This window comes from Pseudomonas palmensis, assembly GCF_049942755.1.
Classification (GTDB): Bacteria; Pseudomonadota; Gammaproteobacteria; order Pseudomonadales; family Pseudomonadaceae; genus Aquipseudomonas; species Aquipseudomonas palmensis.
Genome location: NZ_CP187958.1, coordinates 1,179,749 through 1,196,729 on the forward strand (window position 1 = coordinate 1,179,749; position 16,981 = coordinate 1,196,729).

The following is a 16,981-nucleotide window of genomic DNA, read 5'->3' on the forward strand; positions in this document are numbered from 1 at the left end:
GACCATGAAAGCTGATTGACCAACGGTAGGCGCCTCACTATACTTCGCCGCCACAAGCCCTGATGGCGGAATTGGTAGACGCGGCGGATTCAAAATCCGTTTTCGAAAGGAGTGGGAGTTCGAGTCTCCCTCGGGGCACCATCATATTGTTCCAAGCGGTCCCTACCAGACCCGGAACACCAGAGAAACCGGCCACTTGGCCGGTTTTTTTGTGCCCATCGTTCCCAGTGGTTCCCTTGTAAGCCCGCAAGTATGTGAGTAGATTTGTGAGTAGGACGAGTTCGGTCCAGAATCCTACTCACACACCGACCGCAATCCAGCGCGGTTCGGCACTGCAAGGGAATAGCCGTGGCGCTCACAGATACCGCCATCAGCACCGCCAAACCACGCGACAAGCTCTATCGCCTCGCTGACGCCCAAGGACTTTGCCTTGAGGTGACGAGCGCTGGCGGGAAGCTCTGGCGCCTTCGCTACCGATTCGAGGGCAAGGCCAAGATGCTGAGCCTTGGCGCCTACCCCGCCGTCACACTCGCCCAGGCACGCGAGCGCCGGGATGCCGCACGGAAGTTGCTGGCGCAGGGGATAGACCCAAGCGCCCATAAACAGCAGGCAAAAGCTGCTGCCGCCGCCCAGGTGCTCACCCTCGAAGTGCTGGCGCGGGAGTGGTACGACTACAACCAGCCACGATGGGCGCCAGCTACCGCGTCGAAGGCCCTGCAGTACCTGGAGTCAGACATTTTCCCGGTGATTGGCAAGCGGCCCGCCGCCTAGGTCCAGCGCCCCGAACTGGTAGACCTGGTGCGCAAGATCGAGCAGCGAGAGGCGTTCAACGTCGCCCGCAAGGTTCGCCAGTGGCTGAGCCAGATATTCCGCTTCGGGTTGGCCAAGGGTGTGGTACCCGGCAACCCCGCCACCGATCTGGACGTGGTAGCCGCCCACGCCCCACACACTCGCCACCATCCGCACGTATCAGAAGGCGAACTGCCCGAGTTGCTGGAGAAGCTGGACGCGGCCCAGTGCGATATCACCAGCAAGATCGCCATTCGCCTACTGTTACTCACAGCAGTGCGACCCGGCGAGCTACGACTGGCTCCCTGGGAAGAGTTCGACCTGGAGTCTGCAACCTGGACTATCCCAGCAGCACGGATGAAGGCACGGCGCCCCCACTGAATCGCCCCGGGTTTCGTAGACACCTCTTTGCCTTAAACTGAGGCCAATTAGGAGGTGCCATGAGCAACCCGCGTTACCCCGAAGAATTCAAAATCCAAGCAGTCAATCAAGTGACCGAAAAGAAGCTGCCTGTCGCTGAGGTAGCGGCCCGTCTCGGCGTGTCGACGCATAGCCTCTATGCCTGGATAAAGCGCTACAGCAAACCTCAAGAAGAACGGCAGCAGGATGATGATCAGCACGCTGAGCTGCGTCGTCTGCGAGCGGAACTCAAGCGCGTCACTGAAGAGCGAGACATATTAAAAAAGGCCGCCGCGTACTTTGCCAAGGAGTGCGGCTGAAGTACGCCTTTATCAAGCAGCGCGCGGGCGACTATTCGATTCGACGGCTTTGCCTGACGCTGAAAGTCCATCCCAGCGGCTATTACGCCTGGCTGTCTGAGCCGCAATCTGTACGCGCCAAAGACGACCAGCGACTGCTGGGTTTGATCAAGCATTCCTGGCTGGAGAGCGGCGGCGTTTATGGCTATCGCAAAATCCATGACGATCTGCGCGAGGTCGGTGAGGATTGTCGTCGTCATCGTGTGGCAAGGCTGATGCGTCTTGAAGGTCTGCGTTCTCAGTCAGGTTATCGACGTCGCCCTGGAAAGTACGGCGGTAAGCCAGCGGTCGCCTCACCCAATTTGCTCAAGCGCCAGTTTGATGTCGTAGAACCCAACAAGGTTTGGGTCACCGACATCACCTACATTCGGACGTACGAAGGCTGGCTGTATTTGGCAGTGGTGCTGGATCTGTTTTCTCGTCAGGTCGTTGGCTGGTCAATGAAGTTGCAGATGACCAGTGATTTGGCCATTGATGGCGGTTTGGAGGCGAAAACCGAAACAGGAGGTGATGGTTCACTCCGATCAGGGCAGCCAATACAGCAGTTCCGATTGGCGCAGCTTTTTGAAGGCGAACAATTTGGTTGCCAGCATGAGCCGCCGAGGCAACTGTCATGACAATGCCGTGGCCGAGAGCTTTTTCCAGCTTCTGAAACGGGAACGGAACAGGCGGAAAATCTACACCACGCGGGAAGATGCTCGGAGTGATGTGTTCGATTACATCGAGATGTTCTACAACCTAAAACGTCGGCATGGCTTCAACAATCAGCTGTCGCCGGTAGAGTTTGAAAAGCGTTACGCAATGAGCTTGCAAGGTGTCTAGAGAATCCGGGGCGATTCAGGTAACGGGTTTGACGCACAGATCCGCTAGCAAGATAGGTCTATTTTTTATGTGCTATTTTTACGCTTTATGTGTGGGATGCTGGGTTCTCTCGCTCGAGCCTCCACCAAACTTTGAATAGCTGAGGGATGCATGAGTATTCTTGAAATGGAAGTGTCGACTCTGGAGTTTTTGGATGTTCTGAGGCAGCCCGCATTTGACAAGATTTTGAAGTGCTCCGAGGTCTCTGAATTACTGAAGCTTGACGGCTCAGACGCTGAACATTTCCTTCATTGCATATTCACTATGATGTTCGAGCCTGAGAATAGCCGAGATCCTTTTTCTCCTTTCTTTAGATACGGACGATCTCACAGCCCCGGCATCGGTGATTTCAATGGGAACTCTATGTTTTGCCTCGCAGCAGCATGTCTTGAAGTCAAAAATCCGGAGCTTCGGGCTCGCATTTGCGATCTGATCTGGTGTGAGAAAAAGGGATCAAATGTTTTCATCGCACATATGGCTGTCGACGCATATATTGAATCGGCAGAGGCCCTTATTGAGGCGGGCGAGTCAATCAGTGCAATGCGCAGGATTGAGCGAGCCCTGCGCCTCAGTTATCTTCTGAGAAGGGCGCCGGAAAATCGTGTTGGCACGGTTACTGACTACGTTTTGAAAATTATAAATGATGATCAGTTCCTTGGTTATCCTGATCGAATGCTGAGGCTGGCATACGAATTTGGCATCGGGGAGCTAGAGCTTCTGTACAGCCTGTCAAGACAGCAAGCAACTGAAATGGGGGCCGAAGGGAAGTACCGTGCCGCGATCGATATGCTTGAGCTCTCGGTGAGTTGTGCCAAGCAGTTACAGGACAAGGCAAAAGAACATGAGGTGTACATAAATATGGCCTCATGCTATGAGGCCGAGGCAGAATCTATGCCCGAGGCACTTGGTTGTGGCCCTCTTATGTCTGCTATCGAAGCGCTCCGAGCGGTCCCCGAAACTCGAGAACGCCAGGAGGCGCTATTCCGAAAGCTGCGGGATCATCAACGCGCGCTGCAGCATAGCATGATCACCTTTTCGATCCCCTCGGGAGATCTTTCGGAATTAGTGAATAGATCCGTACGCATGGTACGTGGTCAAGATTTTATTGATTCTATATTCAGGCTGGTTCTGGCGGTGCATAGCCCTACAAATATTGATAAGTTGAGGCAGACTACCGCAGAAGCATTAGAAGGATCGATATTCTTCGATTTAGGAGCAGAGCATTATGACGGTGATGGCCTACCTATAGCGGTAACCCCCGGAGTTAACGACAGCACAAATGCTCGAGAAATAGCTTTAGAAAATCACTTGGCACAAGCATTAAAGCGTGACCATCAAGTCGTAGTTCGTGCTTGCTTGCTGCCAGCGATTGAAGAAATAGCTAATAGCTATTTTGTAGGAAAGGATGGCTGGGCGCCATTCCTAATTAACAATTACTTTGTGCCGAGAGATCATATAGAGTTCTATGACCGTGGTTTGACTGCGGGGCTAAAAGGTGATTTTATGCTTGCAGCCCATATCTTGATACCTCAGATCGAAAACTCACTGCGATATGTAATTGCGCAAAGTGGTCAAGAACCTACTCGCTTATTTGGCAATGGCGATCAAGATAGGGAGGGGCTGAAGGCTCTGCTTGCCAATCCAACAATCGAGCAAATATTCGGCAAGGATGCTACGTATGCTCTCAAGACGATCCTTACGGATAAGGTATATGGAGACTTGCGAAATCAGATCTCCCATGGCTACATATCCAGCAACGAAGCTAATGGTGACGCTTCGGTGATGTTATGGTGGATTGTGCTATGGATACTTGCACTGCCATACCGTGACTATTGGGCTGCAAAATATAGCGCTGAATTTTTCGCGGAGTGGCCACGGCGGACTGCTGACTAACAAGCGCGTCAAGCGGAAATAGCCCTGACGATATCCGAATAGGTCAACCAAATTGGGCGTTACTCCAAGACCCCATCTCTAGACCATTCACGTTTCGAAGGAGTGGAGGATATCGCCACTCCTTGAAAATCATAGTCGAGCTTATCTTAGTCCTGAGGAGTGGAGCTAGGATCGGAACTATCGCAGTTTCCTTGCTGCGCCTGCGAAACCTGGCTTGCGGCACGCGATCGCCGCATGCGACGAAACTCCCTGGCCACCCGGCGTTTTTCCTGTGATCTATCGATAGCTGTGTAGAGGTCAACTTTGAGACGCTTGGTGCCTGTCAGGCTGGACAGGCTCTTTTCCAGGCCCTCCAAGCTACGAGCTATTCCAATCACCGGGTCTCGCCCCAGCTCACTGGCTCCCGCATAGTCAGCCACATCCAGCGTATAGACGTTGATCTCTCTCGGTTTCTCCTTGCTGCCTCGGCGCCACGAAATCGTAACTTCGAAAGCCTTTCCCTCCAGAACGCTGATGTCAGCAAGGTAGCTTCGCAAGCCCTGTCCTGGCTTCAAAACGCTTACGCTTTCAAAAGGAATTTTTGCATCTTCCTCGCGAGCCTCACCGTTCTCAAGCGGAGGATCGAAGCAAACTTGAATGTCGTAAGCCGTAGCATTTCCTGTGTTATCCACAAGCAAGTCGAAATGCCGAAGTGACCAGCGATTAGGGCTCAGGGTCGCGACCACGTGCGGCTGATCTGATGCTTCAACCATCCTGGTGGTTTCTTTTGCAAGCAGCTTCGTCACACGCCAGAGAAATATCGTGGCGACGGCTGTCACGACTGTCGCAAGCATGCCCCCCACACTGAGCGCTGTGGTTAGCCATGATGGCTGATCGGGCATAGATTCTCTCCTGAGACGAGTTCCGTAAAATTCTCCAGGATTCTAGGATCTCCCCAGATCTTAGGACACCCTTTTTGATTGAGGTGAAGCACAATCTATGAAACGGGGAACGAACGGGGAAGGCGCCCTACCTTAAACAAAAAAAAAGGCCTGCGATTTGCTCGCAAGCCTTTGATTTTTATGGTGGGCCCACACGGACTCGAACCGTGGACCAAAGGATTATGAGACGGGCGATCGCAGCGCCAACATGTAGAAATTTTCCCATCACCAGAAACGCATGATATACGTCGCGATCCGCCAACCAATGAAGATGAGCCTATGCCCAGCCTACCCTTGCCCAGCGTCGCGGTAATCGAAAGCGCTGATAGCTACCTCGATTCCGCCTTGATTCTGACACGAGAGTCGCGGACGAACCTTGAGCTGTTCCGACCAGCCTGCGTGTTAGCAGCGCTGGCTATTGAAATCTACCTGAAGGCATTCACCGCAAAGGATCAGAGCGTTGCAATAGCGGAGATGAACGGCATCACGATCTACGGGGGTGCGCTGGGCACAGCTCATGGTCACCCTCTCACCAAAATCTTTAACAACAAAATTTCAGCGGACTGGCGCAAGGAAATTTTGGACCAGTCAGCGGCTATGAACGACGGGGTCGATTTGGTGGCTGGGTTGGCCGAGTACGACGAATTCTTTACCACCGCCCGCTACGGCCATGAAGCCGATACAGTTGGAGTCCTGCGCAGCGATTTGATTGACCTGGCGGTGCACGTCCGCGACTGCTGCAAGGCGCTTCAGCCTACCGCTGTTCAAATGGATTAGAGGCCTTTCACTCACAGCAAATTGTGAGTAGGAATGTGAGTAGCCGATAACGGAAAATCCAGAACGATCAGTAATGTCAGGGGTTGAAGGCTAGTCTTCGAGCCTCCCTCGGGCACCATACAAATCCTAGTAAATCAAGTACTTAGAGAAGTGGTAGAAAGACATTTCTACCCCTTTTCTATCCAGAAAATCTGTTCTTCTCAAACCCATTTCCCTCGGAAAATGCGGCCCCAAAGCGTTACACCACGCGAAGCCAAGATCATACAAACCCACAAAAATCAATAGATTTTATGGGTATTCAAAAACCTTCGCGTCTCCGGCAAGGTCGTTTTTTGTGGTTGAACGTGCTCAAGCATGAAAATTGAGCACACATAAAATCTTATATAGCAGCGCCGATTAAGGTCTACCCCTAACTTTTAATTTTTGACAACTACCATCCAACCCTACATATATTTTCAATCTACCATTGACACAATATTTCGTTGCATTAAGCCATTATTTGACTGTCATCGAAATTAAAAGACCGAACAAATCAAGCATTCAACAATGCTTGGCAACTGTATAGTAGGCATTGAAAAGGCCACCTTGAAAGGCAGCCTGATAGTTATCGACCATTATACGAACGCGGTCTATCTTCTCTTCATCGACCTCAAATCAACAAAAACACCGATGTGCTTTATTGTCGTTTACACACTTCAAAAAACAGTGCCATCATCCAAGGCAGACTTCAACTCGCTCTTGTAATTACTCTTATTAAAACTGTCGACTTTCTTGTAAGTATTCAGCTTTTCAGGAGAGCGATATTGCGTATCACTTGCGAACGATTGAAAGGTGTCATCGTCAACCATTCTTATATGCATTTGAAGCTCCCTTGAATCATAACCATAAAACTCAACAAAGCCGGGAATTTGACTTTGACGTGCAACCATCAACGCTTCTTTGACTGGCTTGTCATAGAGATAGAATGTAGCAGTCACCATAATGGCACCCCCGGATTCAGTATTGTTCTTACCGAATTGGGGATTCACATAAGGGGTGAACACGACCCCACCATCCATAGCCTTGGTTTGTCCTAGCCATTTACGCTCTTTAATAGCACTGATTGTCTTATTGATAGGTCCAGAATACTCAACGCTTCTTCTGTCTTTATCAAGCTCGACGTGTTCAAAGGTTTCTGCTGATGCTGTGCACGCAAAAGCAGCAATCAACGAGGCCAGCACAAAGTTTTTAATTTTTTCCATTTTTTCCTTATCCATTCAGTTGAATCGCGGGAGCCAAGTCTTGCCACCAAGGCAAAATGCTATCACCATTTGAGTGATAGTTAAACGCTAGCATTCCAACATCGCGGGGATGTAATATATTTAAGACTGGAACTTGTATGCGAGTTCTTCAAGTGCTTTCCTTCGGAATACCTGTCAACAGTCATCCGCAACAAACCCTCTGCTTTATGACCTACCCATGAAATGATGACAAGGTTTTTACATCTGCACGCTCTAATGTAGCAATTACGGTTTTCGTATGCGGTGGAAAACACATCGCTTATCAAAGCCCAACTCTGTTTTGGATGGGCTTACCGAATGACTTCCAAACCCATTATTATTTCGATGTACATAGCCGTCCAACGACGACTACGCAACACCCATAAAGCCCGCTGACTGCGAGCTTTTTAGTCTCTGGGGTTTCATCCCCTTCCCTGGCAAGTCAACGCATCAGCGCCAACAATCCAATTGCCCTTGCGCACGAGTGCTGAAGATCGTCAGCAGCTCGCCCAGTGTATGCGGTGGCGGTTCGGCAGCGCGGGTCACCGCGTACAGGGTGATCGGCAACGCTGGGGCCAGGGGGCGAATGGCGGTGGCCCCAGGCGACGCGCTGAGGGCGGTGAAGGGATCGATCACCGCCAGCCCTGCACCGGATTCGACCATCGCCCTGGCCAGTGAATAGGTTTGCACCGCGATGCTCACCCGTGGCGGCGGCTCTACCGCCTCGAGATAGCTGTCGAGGCGGGCCGACAGCGGATCGGCACTGGACAGCCCGATCAGCGGCGCGTCGGCCAGGGCCTGCAGCGGCAGCGGCTGGCCTTCTTCCTCCTGGGGCCAGTAACCGGCCGGCGCCAACGCCACCAACACCCCACTGGCCAGCGCCTGGGCCTTGAGCCCCGGGTGATCGGGTAGTTGCAGGGTCAGGGCGACATCGATTTCGCGCATCAGCAGGTTCTGCACCAGCTCGCGGCTATGGGCACTGGACAGCTCGCAGGCGATCTCCGGATAACGTTGCGTCCATTCATGAATGGCCGGCGGCAACAACGACAGGGCCAGTGCCGGGGTCGCGCCGATCCGCAGGCTGTGGCCCGGCTCGCGGCGCAGGCTCTGGGCCAGGCGTCGCACCCCTTGCAGGCTTTCGGTGACCTTGTCGACCTCACGCTCCAGCTCCAACGCTTCCGGGGTGGCCTGGAGTTTGCCGCGCACCCGTAGAAACAACGGGAAACCCAGATGCTGCTCAGCGTGTTGCAGCACTTTGGTCACGGCGGGTTGGGAGACGTGCAGTAACTGCGCGGCAGCGCTGACCGACCCGGTCTGGCGGATGGCCTGGAAGATCTCGATGTGGCGAAGGCGCATGGCGAGTCCATAACCTTTGTTTATGGGATGACCATCTTTATTCATTGTTCGGCGCCTGTCACCTGGCTCTAACCTCGGTCTCGTCTCAACCCCGGCTAAGGACTGACATGGCTCAGCGTATATGCATCATCGGCGGCGGCGTCATTGGCCTGGCAACAGCTTACGCACTGGTGCGCGATGGCGTTGAGGTGACCCTGGTCGAGGCGCGGGATTCGCTGGGCAGTGAAACCAGCTTTGCCAATGGCGGCCAGTTGTCCTATCGCTACGTAGCGCCCCTGGCCGATGCCGGCGTGCCATTGCAGGCCATCGGCTGGATGCTGCGCGGTGACTCACCGTTGAAGCTGCGCCCCCGCCTGGACCCGGCGCAGTGGCGCTGGATGGCGTCCTTTCTGGGGGCCTGTCGCTCCTCCGTCAACCGCACCAATGCAGCCCACCTGCTGCGCCTGGCGTTGTTCAGCCAGGCCACCCTGCAGGCCTGGCGCGAAGACGATGCCCTGGACGGTTTCCACTGGCGGCGCAATGGCAAGCTGGTGACCTTTCGCAACACCGCGAGCTTCGAGCACGCCCGCCACAGGCTGGCCGCCCCCCAGCAACAGCAGGTGCTGTCGTCTGCCGACTGCGCCCGCCTGGACCCGGCGCTGGCCGATGCCCCCTTTATCGGCGCGATCTACACCCCCGATGAAGAGGTCGGTGACTGCCACGGCTTCTGCCAGCAACTGGCGGCGCGTTTGCGGGCCTCGGGCCGTTGCGAGTTCCGCCTGGGCCAGGCCGTGACCGGTATTCGCCAGGCCAATGGCATGGTGAGCGCAATTGAACTGGGGGATGAAGTGCTGCCAGTGGAGCATCTGGTGATTGCCGCCGGCCATCGCAGCCCACTGCTGACGTTACCAGGGGTGCACCTGCCCCTGTACCCGCTCAAGGGCTATAGCCTCACCGTGCCGATCGGCGCCCACCACCGGGCCCCGGACCTGAGCATCACTGACTATGACCGCAAGATCGTCTACGCCCGCATCGGCGAGCAACTGCGGGTAGCGGCCATGGTCGACATCGTCGGCTTTGAACCGGCGCTGGACCCCAAGCGGCTGGCCCTGATCAAGCGCCAGGCGCGTGACACCTTCGCCAATGCCGGCGACTACGAGCAGGCCATCGAGTGGGCCGGTATGCGCCCGGCGACCCCTAGCGGCGTGCCGCTGCTGGGCGCAACCGCGTATCGCAACCTGTGGCTCAACCTCGGCCATGGTGCCCTGGGCTTCACCCTGGCCTGCGGCAGTGCGCAGTTGCTCGGCGAGCTGATCGGCCAGCGCCGCCCCTCCATTGATCTGCAGGGCTTTGCGCCCCGTGTGGCCTGAAATTACCCAAGAGAAGGACTATCCGATGACCATCAGCCGCATCCAGACCAATCCACGCTTGTCCGCTGCCGTGACCTTTGGCGACCTGGTGTTTCTCTCCGGCCAAGTACCGGGTGATGCCACCGACGCCGCTGGCCAGACTCGCCAGGTGCTGGCAAAAATCGACGCGCTGTTGGCCGAGGCGGGCAGCGACAAGGATCACCTGCTCAGCGCGACCATTTACCTGAAGGACATAGGTGAGGATTTCGCGGCGATGAACTACGTATGGTCGGACTGGTTGTCGCCTGGCCAGGCACCGAGTCGCACGACCTTGCAGGCCGAGCTGGCCCGCCCGCAGGTGCGAGTCGAAATCAGCGTTATCGCGGCCCGCCGCTAAGCAATCCATCACCCACAACGGAGAATAACAATGCAAAAAATCACGTTGCTCGGCTGCACCCTGGGCATATTGCTCGGCACTCAAGTGCAGGCTGAAGAAACCTCGCTGGGGCCGACCCTGAGCAAGATTGCCAGTACCAACAGCATTACCCTGGGTTATCGCGATGCGTCGGTACCCTTCTCCTACGTGGGCGATCACTCGGGTCAACCGATGGGTTACTCGGTGGACCTGGCGAACAAGATCGTCGAGCGCGTGCAGCAAAAGCTCGCGGCGCCCCAGCTCAAGGTCAAGTACAACCTGGTGACTTCGCAAACCCGCATTCCGCTGGTGCAGAACGGCACGGTCGACCTGGAATGTGGCTCGACCGGCGTGACCGCTGAGCGGCAAAAACAGGTGGCGTTTTCCTACGGCTTCATCTATGTCAAAGGCCAGTTGTTGACCGCCAACGACAGTGGGATCAAGAGCTTCGCCGACCTGCGCGGCAAGAACGTGGTGACCACCGCCGGCACCACCAACGAGCGCTATCTGAAGAGCTACAACATCGATAACAAGATCGACATGTTCGTGATCAGCGCCAAGGACCACGGCGAAGCCTTCCAGCTGTTGCAGTCCGGTCGGGCAGCGGCGTTCTACATGGACGATGCGTTGCTCTACGGCGAGCGCGCCAAGGCTCGCGATCCGCACAAGTGGGTAGTGGTTGGGGAGGAGCAGTCGCGGGAAATCTACAGCTGCATGGTGCGCAAGGACGATCCGCAATTCCTCGCACTGGTGAATTCGACACTGGGCGAGCTGTACAGCTCGGGGGAGATCAACGGGATCTACCAGCGCTGGTTTGAGCAGCCGATCCCGCCAAAAGGCTTGAACCTCGAGTTCCCGATGACCAGTGAACTCAAGGCGATCATTGCCAAGCCGGTGAGTGATCCGGTGCAGTAGCGATCAGTGCCCTCACCGGTTGGCGCGGGCTACCCGCCACCAGGGCTTGGGGATTGCTATCCCCCAAACGGTAGGTCGAGCAGCAGTGTTCCGCTGAGTTCTTCAGCGTTCACTCTGAGGCGATTCACTGAGGACACGGTGATTTTTCTGGGCTGCCACACAGGCAGCTCAGAAGTTGTTTCCAGACAAAAAAGTCGCTGAAGCATTCCAGAATCAACCTACACCGAAGCCCCTCGATGCGAGCGCGCACAGAGTTCGATTCCCAGCGCATGCATCACCTTCAGCACCGTATCGAAACGAGGCTTGGCGCCTGGCGCGAAGGCCTTGTAAAGGCTCTCTCTTCCCAATCCAGTCTCTTTGGCAACCAGCGACATTCCGCGCGCTTTGGCCACGTACCCTATTGCACGTAAAAGCTCGTCGCTGTCGCCCTCTGCCAGCACCTGAGACAAGTATTCTCTGATGGCTTCATCACTATCAAGCAGTGCCGCCATGTCGAATGGAATCAATGTAACGCTCATGGTCAAACCTCTTTGGCCAACCGCTTGGCCATCCGTATATCTGCCACTCAAGCAAGATCACGTTTGGATGCTTACCAGACTGCCGGTGAATCGCTCGCCTTTCGAACGAGCAACTGGAATACGATGGGCGCTTGCGCATGCCTCTGGAACAAGACAATTCCTTATTTGAAGCGGTACATTTCCCAAGGTTAAAAAACCTCCAGCTATTGCAGCTGCAAGAGCATGTCACCTCCCTTCGCCAGCAACGCTGGCGCCTACACCGTCTCGCGCTCCCCTGTAGGCGCCAGCCTTGCTGGCGAATGCGCCCGCCCAGGCCACTTCACGAACCCCGCCCCCAGCGCCGCCAGAATCAACCCGATCGAAACCGCCTCGTGCGCATCCACCCGGTGCCCCAGCAGCACCATCGACCCTGCCACCCCGAATACCGGGATCAGCAACGACAACGGCGCCACCTTCGACACCGGGTACTCGCGCAGCAGCAGGTTCCACCCCCAGTAACAGAAGTGCGTCGCCGCATACACCTGGAACACCAGCGAAAACACCGCCACCCACCCCACCTGCGCAGCCACCCCGGTGAACGGCGCGGTGCCATGCATCAGCCAGGTGAGCAGCACCAGCGGCAGCGGTGCGAACAGGCTCGCCCACACCACAAAGGCAAACATCTCGCGCACCTTCGAGCGCTTGATGATGACGTTGCCCACACTCCAGCTGAACGCACTCACCAGCAACAAGCCATAACCCACCACCGAGCCATCGCCGGGCCTGCCATCGATGATGGACACCAGCCCCAGCACTGCCAGCCCCACCCCGACGCCCTGCCCCACGCCAAGGCGTTCGCGAAACAGCAACACGCCCCAACCCAGGGTGAAAAACGCACTGAACTGCACCAGCAACGCCGCCGTACCCGGCGGCACGCCCAGCTCGATTCCCAGGTTGATCAACGCCCACATCGCCACGCCAAAGATCAACCCGTACGCGGCCACCCAGCCCAGGCCGACCGCCGGGCGCCGGATGAAGAACACCCACGGCAACGCCGCCAGGGTGAATCGCAACGCCGTCAACAGCAGCGGGTCAATTGCGGCCAGGCCGAGCTTGGTGATGGGAAAGTTGAACCCCCACACCGCCGTCACCAGCACGGCCAGGGCCAGATGTTTCTTTTGCATGGCGTACCTATCCCGAAAGTCAGGGCGCCACTATGCGCAATGAGCACACTGGCTCGCTTGCACTATCAGGTCATAGATCATTAAATTCGGGCCATGCGCGAAATCGACATCGACCCCTATGAACACACCCCCCGCGACGCCGTGGTCACGGCCAACGACTATGGCGACGGGCAGCATTTTGCCTTGCATACCCATCAGCGTGGGCAGTTCGCCTATGCGGCCTGCGGGGTGATCACGGTGTTCACCCGCCAGGGCAACTGGGTGGTGCCGCCGCAGCGGGCCATCTGGGTGCCCGCAGGCGTGCCCCACGAGATGAGCATGAACGGCCCGGTGACGATGCTGAACACCTATGTGCGCCAGCCTGCCGCCACCCGCCTCGGCCTGCCCGAACACTGCCAGGTGTTCGGTGTGTCGACGCTGCTGCGCCAACTGCTGCTGGGCGCCCGGGATGTGCCGGCGCTGTATGCCGAAGGCAGCCGCGAGGGCTACCTGATGAACCTGCTGCTGCACGAGATTGCCGACATGCCGGCGCTGTCGCTGAATGCACCGCTGCCCAGCGAACCCAGGCTCGCCCTGGCCTGCCAGCACTTGCTGGCACAGCCCTCGCTGGATACAGGGATCGATGACATGGCCCGCCAGGTGGGCATGAGCCGGCGCACCTTCACCCGGCTGTTTCGCCAGCACACCGGCATCAGCTTCGTGGCATGGCGACAGCAGGCATGCCTGATGGCGGCGGTGGTGCGCCTGGGCAATGGCGAGGCGATCACGCGGGTGGCGACGGACCTTGGCTACAGCAGCCCCAGTGCGTTCACCAGTGTGTTCCGGCGCGTGCTGGGCGCGGCGCCCAGCCAGTACTTCGCCAACGCGGTAAGTTGATGCAACACGATTCGCTGCAACCCAAGCAGTAGCGCGCCAGGCCTACACAGATAGCCAAGTGTCTGCCCAGCAACTGTTGCCCCAGCAACAGCCAGCCAACAAAAACCTCCCGCACCAACACCATTGCCACCTCACTACCGCGCCAGGCCCAGCAAAAACGGGGCCTGCGACTGTGGTACGGCTCTTGCTCAAGCCTGGGTAACGCTCTGAGCGCAGGGCCACACCACAGGACGCACACATGACCGCAGCACTCAAGGTCGTCGCCGTTTCCGGCGGCGCCTATCGCCCCTCACGCACCCTGGCACTGACCGAGGCGATCGTCGCCGAGCTGGGCAAGCACCTGCACATCGACGCCCAGCTCATCGAGCTGAGCGAGATCGCCCGCCCGGTAGGCGGCGCCCTGTCGCGCGCCGAACTGCCGGCCACGGTCGAACAGCAGCTGCAGGCCATCGAGCATGCCGACCTGCTGATCGTTGCCTCGCCGGTTTACCGCGGCTCCTACCCCGGCCTGCTCAAGCACCTGTTCGACCTGGTGGGCCAGGACAGCCTGATCGACACCCCGGTGCTGCTGGCCGCCACCGGTGGCAGCCCGCTGCATGCGCTGGTGATCGACCACCAGCTGCGCCCGCTGTTCAGCTTCTTCCAGGCGCTGACCCTGCCCATCGGCGTGTATGGCAGCGAAGGGGACCTGCAGAACTACCAGGTCAGCAGCCCGGTACTGCAAGCCCGTGTCAGCCTGGCCGCCGAGCGTGCCGCACCGTTCTTCGCCGCCCACGCCCACAGCCAGCGCAAGCTCGCCAGCGGGGCCGAACGATGAACGTGTTCTGGTTCCTGCCCACCCACGGCGACGGTCATTTCCTCGGCACCAGCGACGGCGCGCGCCCGGTCACCCTCAACTACCTCAAGCAGATCGCCCAGGCCGCCGATGGCCTGGGCTACCACGGCGTGCTGATCCCCACCGGCCGCTCGTGCGAGGACTCCTGGGTGGTCGCCTCGGCCCTGGCGCCGCTGACCGAACGCCTGCGCTACCTGGTGGCGATACGCCCCGGCATCATCTCGCCCACCGTGTCGGCGCGCATGACCGCCACCCTGGACCGCCTCTCCGGCGGGCGCCTGCTGATCAACGTGGTCACCGGCGGCGACCCCGACGAGAACCGCGGCGACGGCATCCACCTCAGCCATAGCGAACGCTACGAGGTCACCGACGAGTTCCTGCGTATCTGGCGCCGCGTACTGCAAGGCGAGTCGGTGGATTTCGAGGGCAAGCACTTCAAGGTCGAGAACGCCAAGGCGCTCTACCCACCGGTACAAAAGCCCTACCCGCCGCTGTACTTCGGTGGCTCGTCCGACGCCGCCCATGACCTGGCCGCCGAACAGCTGGACGTGTACCTCACCTGGGGCGAACCGCCCGCCGCCGTCGCCGAGAAGATCGCAGATGTGCGCGCCCGCGCCGCCAGGCACGGGCGCACGGTGAAGTTCGGCATCCGCCTGCACGTGATCGTGCGCGAAACCGCCGAAGAGGCCTGGCAGGCCGCCGACCGCCTGATCGCGCACATCAGCGACGACACCATCGCCGCGGCGCAACAGTCCTTCGCGCGCTTCGACTCCGAAGGCCAACGGCGCATGGCTGCCCTGCACGGCGGTCGCCGCGACCAGCTGGAGATCGCCCCCAACCTGTGGGCCGGTGTGGGCCTGGTACGGGGCGGCGCCGGCACCGCGCTGGTGGGCGACCCGCAACAGGTGGCCGCGCGCATCAAGGAATACGCCGACCTGGGCATCGAAAGCTTCATCTTCTCCGGCTACCCCCACCTGGAGGAAGCCTACCGCTTCGCCGAGCTGGTGTTCCCGCTGCTGCCAGAACCCTACGCCAGCCTGGCCGGGCGCGGCGTCACCAACCTGACCGGGCCGTTCGGCGAAATGATCGCCAACGATGTGCTGCCCAAGGCGCAGACCGCATGAGTGCCAAGCAACCGGAACCCACCCTGCTCAGCCCGCTGCAGACCGCGCGCGCGCTGGCCGCCGAGTTCGCACTGACCGCCGCCGAACGCGACGAGCGTGGCGGCACACCCAAGGCCGAGCGTGACGCCATTCGCCACAGCGGCCTCTTGGCCCTGAGCATTCCCACGCAGTTCGGCGGCATGGGCGCCAGCTGGGGCGAAACCCTGAACATCGTGCGAGAGTTCGCCAGGGTCGACAGCTCCATCGCCCACGTGTTCGGCTTCCAGCACCTGATGCTGGCCACCGTGCGCCTGTTCTCCAGCCCCGACCAGTGGCAGCCCTGGTTCGAGCAGACCGCCCGCAAGAACTGGTTCTGGGGCAACGCCCTGAACCCGCTCGACACCCGCACCGTGGTCAAGAAGTACGACGGCTGGCGCGAATTCTCGGGCAAGAAGAGCTTCTGCTCCGGCGCCAGCGACTCGGAAATGCTGATCGCCTCGGCGGTGGATGAAAGCGCCGGCGGCAAGTTGCTGATCGCCGCCATCCCCACGGCACGTACCGGCATCACCCTGCATGGCGACTGGAACAACATGGGCCAGCGCCAGACCGACAGCGGCAGCGCCACCTTCGAGCGCGTGCGCGTCGAGGAATCCGAACTGCTGCTCGACCCCGGCCCGCTGAGCACCCCGTTCGCCTGCCTGCGCCCGCTGATCGCGCAACTGCACTTTGCGCACATCTTCCTCGGCATCGCCGAAGGTGCGCTGGAAGAGGCGCGCCAGTACACGCTCAAGGAAGGGCGACCGTGGTTCAAGTCCAATGCCCGGCACGTCAGCGAAGACCCGTACATCCTGCGCCACTATGGCGACTTCTGGGTGGGCCTGGAAGGCGTTCGGCTGCTGGCCGAACGCGCCTGCAACCAGCTCGACGAAGCCTGGCACAAGGGCCCCACGCTGAGCAGCGACGAGCGCGGGCAGCTGGCGCTGTCCATCGCGGCGGCCAAGGTGGCGGCCACCCGCACCGGCCTGGACCTGTGCAACCGCCTGTTCGAAGTGACCGGCGCGCGCGCCACGCATGCCTCGCTGCGCTTCGACCGCTACTGGCGCAACCTGCGCACCCAGACCCTGCACGACCCGGTGGACTACAAGGTCCACGAGCTGGGTGACTGGGCCCTGAACCGGACGGTGCCCGCCCCGTCCTTCTACTCCTGAGGGCTGC

At 58.6% G+C, this 16,981-nt stretch carries 14 protein-coding genes, 1 tRNA gene and 2 pseudogenes; 12 read left to right on the forward strand and 5 right to left on the reverse strand.

The window, feature by feature from the left end; genetic code table 11:
* Positions 1-56: 56 nt before the first annotated feature.
* From ACPRTJ_RS05510 to ACPRTJ_RS05525, 4 genes and pseudogenes are all read left to right on the forward strand, one after another.
* A tRNA-Leu gene (locus tag ACPRTJ_RS05510) sits at positions 57-141 on the forward strand.
* Between the two features lie 207 nt (positions 142-348).
* Positions 349-1,167: pseudogene (locus ACPRTJ_RS05515) on the forward strand (tyrosine-type recombinase/integrase); the annotation flags it as partial.
* A gap of 62 nt (positions 1,168-1,229) precedes the next feature.
* Positions 1,230-2,369: pseudogene (locus ACPRTJ_RS05520) on the forward strand (IS3 family transposase).
* 150 nt (positions 2,370-2,519) lie between these two features.
* Complete coding sequence (locus ACPRTJ_RS05525) at positions 2,520-4,301, forward strand: DUF4209 domain-containing protein (protein ID WP_426428309.1); 1,782 nt, start codon at positions 2,520-2,522, stop codon at positions 4,299-4,301.
* 146 nt (positions 4,302-4,447) lie between these two features.
* Here the strand turns inward: ACPRTJ_RS05525 and ACPRTJ_RS05530 are convergent, their stop codons facing one another.
* On the reverse strand, positions 4,448-5,182 hold the full coding sequence (locus ACPRTJ_RS05530) for a hypothetical protein (protein WP_426428311.1): 735 nt from the start codon (positions 5,180-5,182) through the stop codon (positions 4,448-4,450).
* A 318-nt stretch (positions 5,183-5,500) separates the two neighbouring features.
* Between ACPRTJ_RS05530 and ACPRTJ_RS05535 the strand changes: the two genes are divergently transcribed.
* Positions 5,501-5,998, forward strand: a complete 498-nt coding sequence (locus tag ACPRTJ_RS05535; RefSeq protein WP_426428313.1) for a hypothetical protein — start codon at positions 5,501-5,503, stop codon at positions 5,996-5,998.
* Between the two features lie 695 nt (positions 5,999-6,693).
* Here ACPRTJ_RS05535 and ACPRTJ_RS05540 read toward each other — a convergent pair.
* Positions 6,694-7,254: a hypothetical protein gene (locus ACPRTJ_RS05540; RefSeq protein ID WP_426428314.1), complete on the reverse strand. Its 561-nt coding sequence runs from the start codon at positions 7,252-7,254 to the stop codon at positions 6,694-6,696.
* Between the two features lie 453 nt (positions 7,255-7,707).
* A complete protein-coding gene (locus ACPRTJ_RS05545; RefSeq protein ID WP_058541407.1) occupies positions 7,708-8,613 on the reverse strand; it encodes a LysR family transcriptional regulator in 906 nt (301 codons plus the stop codon).
* 107 nt (positions 8,614-8,720) lie between these two features.
* On the opposite strand from ACPRTJ_RS05545, the gene ACPRTJ_RS05550 reads away from it, so the two are divergent.
* From ACPRTJ_RS05550 to ACPRTJ_RS05560, 3 genes are read left to right on the forward strand one after another with little or no spacing between them, the layout of a single operon-like run.
* Positions 8,721-9,962 carry a D-amino acid dehydrogenase gene (locus tag ACPRTJ_RS05550; protein ID WP_426428315.1) on the forward strand — a complete coding sequence of 414 codons (1,242 nt, stop codon included), beginning with the start codon at positions 8,721-8,723 and terminating at the stop codon, positions 9,960-9,962.
* 25 nt (positions 9,963-9,987) lie between these two features.
* Positions 9,988-10,338, forward strand: coding sequence for a RidA family protein (locus ACPRTJ_RS05555; RefSeq protein ID WP_043864449.1), 351 nt, complete (start codon positions 9,988-9,990; stop codon positions 10,336-10,338).
* Between the two features lie 30 nt (positions 10,339-10,368).
* Complete coding sequence (locus ACPRTJ_RS05560) at positions 10,369-11,271, forward strand: transporter substrate-binding domain-containing protein (RefSeq protein ID WP_054916324.1); 903 nt, start codon at positions 10,369-10,371, stop codon at positions 11,269-11,271.
* Positions 11,272-11,489: 218 nt separating this feature from the next.
* Here the strand turns inward: ACPRTJ_RS05560 and ACPRTJ_RS05565 are convergent, their stop codons facing one another.
* A complete protein-coding gene (locus ACPRTJ_RS05565; RefSeq protein WP_426428317.1) occupies positions 11,490-11,789 on the reverse strand; it encodes an addiction module antidote protein in 300 nt (99 codons plus the stop codon).
* Positions 11,790-12,043: 254 nt separating this feature from the next.
* Positions 12,044-12,952, reverse strand: a complete 909-nt coding sequence (locus ACPRTJ_RS05570) for an EamA family transporter (RefSeq protein WP_426428319.1) — start codon at positions 12,950-12,952, stop codon at positions 12,044-12,046.
* A gap of 93 nt (positions 12,953-13,045) precedes the next feature.
* Here ACPRTJ_RS05570 and ACPRTJ_RS05575 point away from each other — a divergent pair, with 93 nt between their 5' ends.
* The 4 genes from ACPRTJ_RS05575 to ACPRTJ_RS05590 all read left to right on the forward strand — a co-directional run bounded on the left by ACPRTJ_RS05575 (position 13,046) and on the right by ACPRTJ_RS05590 (position 16,974).
* On the forward strand, positions 13,046-13,828 hold the full coding sequence (locus tag ACPRTJ_RS05575; RefSeq protein WP_100633017.1) for an AraC family transcriptional regulator: 783 nt from the start codon (positions 13,046-13,048) through the stop codon (positions 13,826-13,828).
* 238 nt (positions 13,829-14,066) lie between these two features.
* Positions 14,067-14,645 (forward strand): FMN reductase, encoded by a 579-nt coding sequence (gene msuE / locus ACPRTJ_RS05580; protein WP_043864443.1) that lies wholly within the window; start codon positions 14,067-14,069, stop codon positions 14,643-14,645.
* A complete protein-coding gene (ssuD, locus tag ACPRTJ_RS05585) occupies positions 14,642-15,787 on the forward strand; it encodes an FMNH2-dependent alkanesulfonate monooxygenase (RefSeq protein WP_043864442.1) in 1,146 nt (381 codons plus the stop codon). The genes msuE and ssuD overlap by 4 nt, the downstream gene beginning before the upstream one ends.
* A complete protein-coding gene (locus tag ACPRTJ_RS05590; RefSeq protein WP_043864441.1) occupies positions 15,784-16,974 on the forward strand; it encodes an acyl-CoA dehydrogenase family protein in 1,191 nt (396 codons plus the stop codon). The genes ssuD and ACPRTJ_RS05590 overlap by 4 nt, the downstream gene beginning before the upstream one ends.
* The last annotated feature ends 7 nt before the right edge of the window (positions 16,975-16,981 follow it).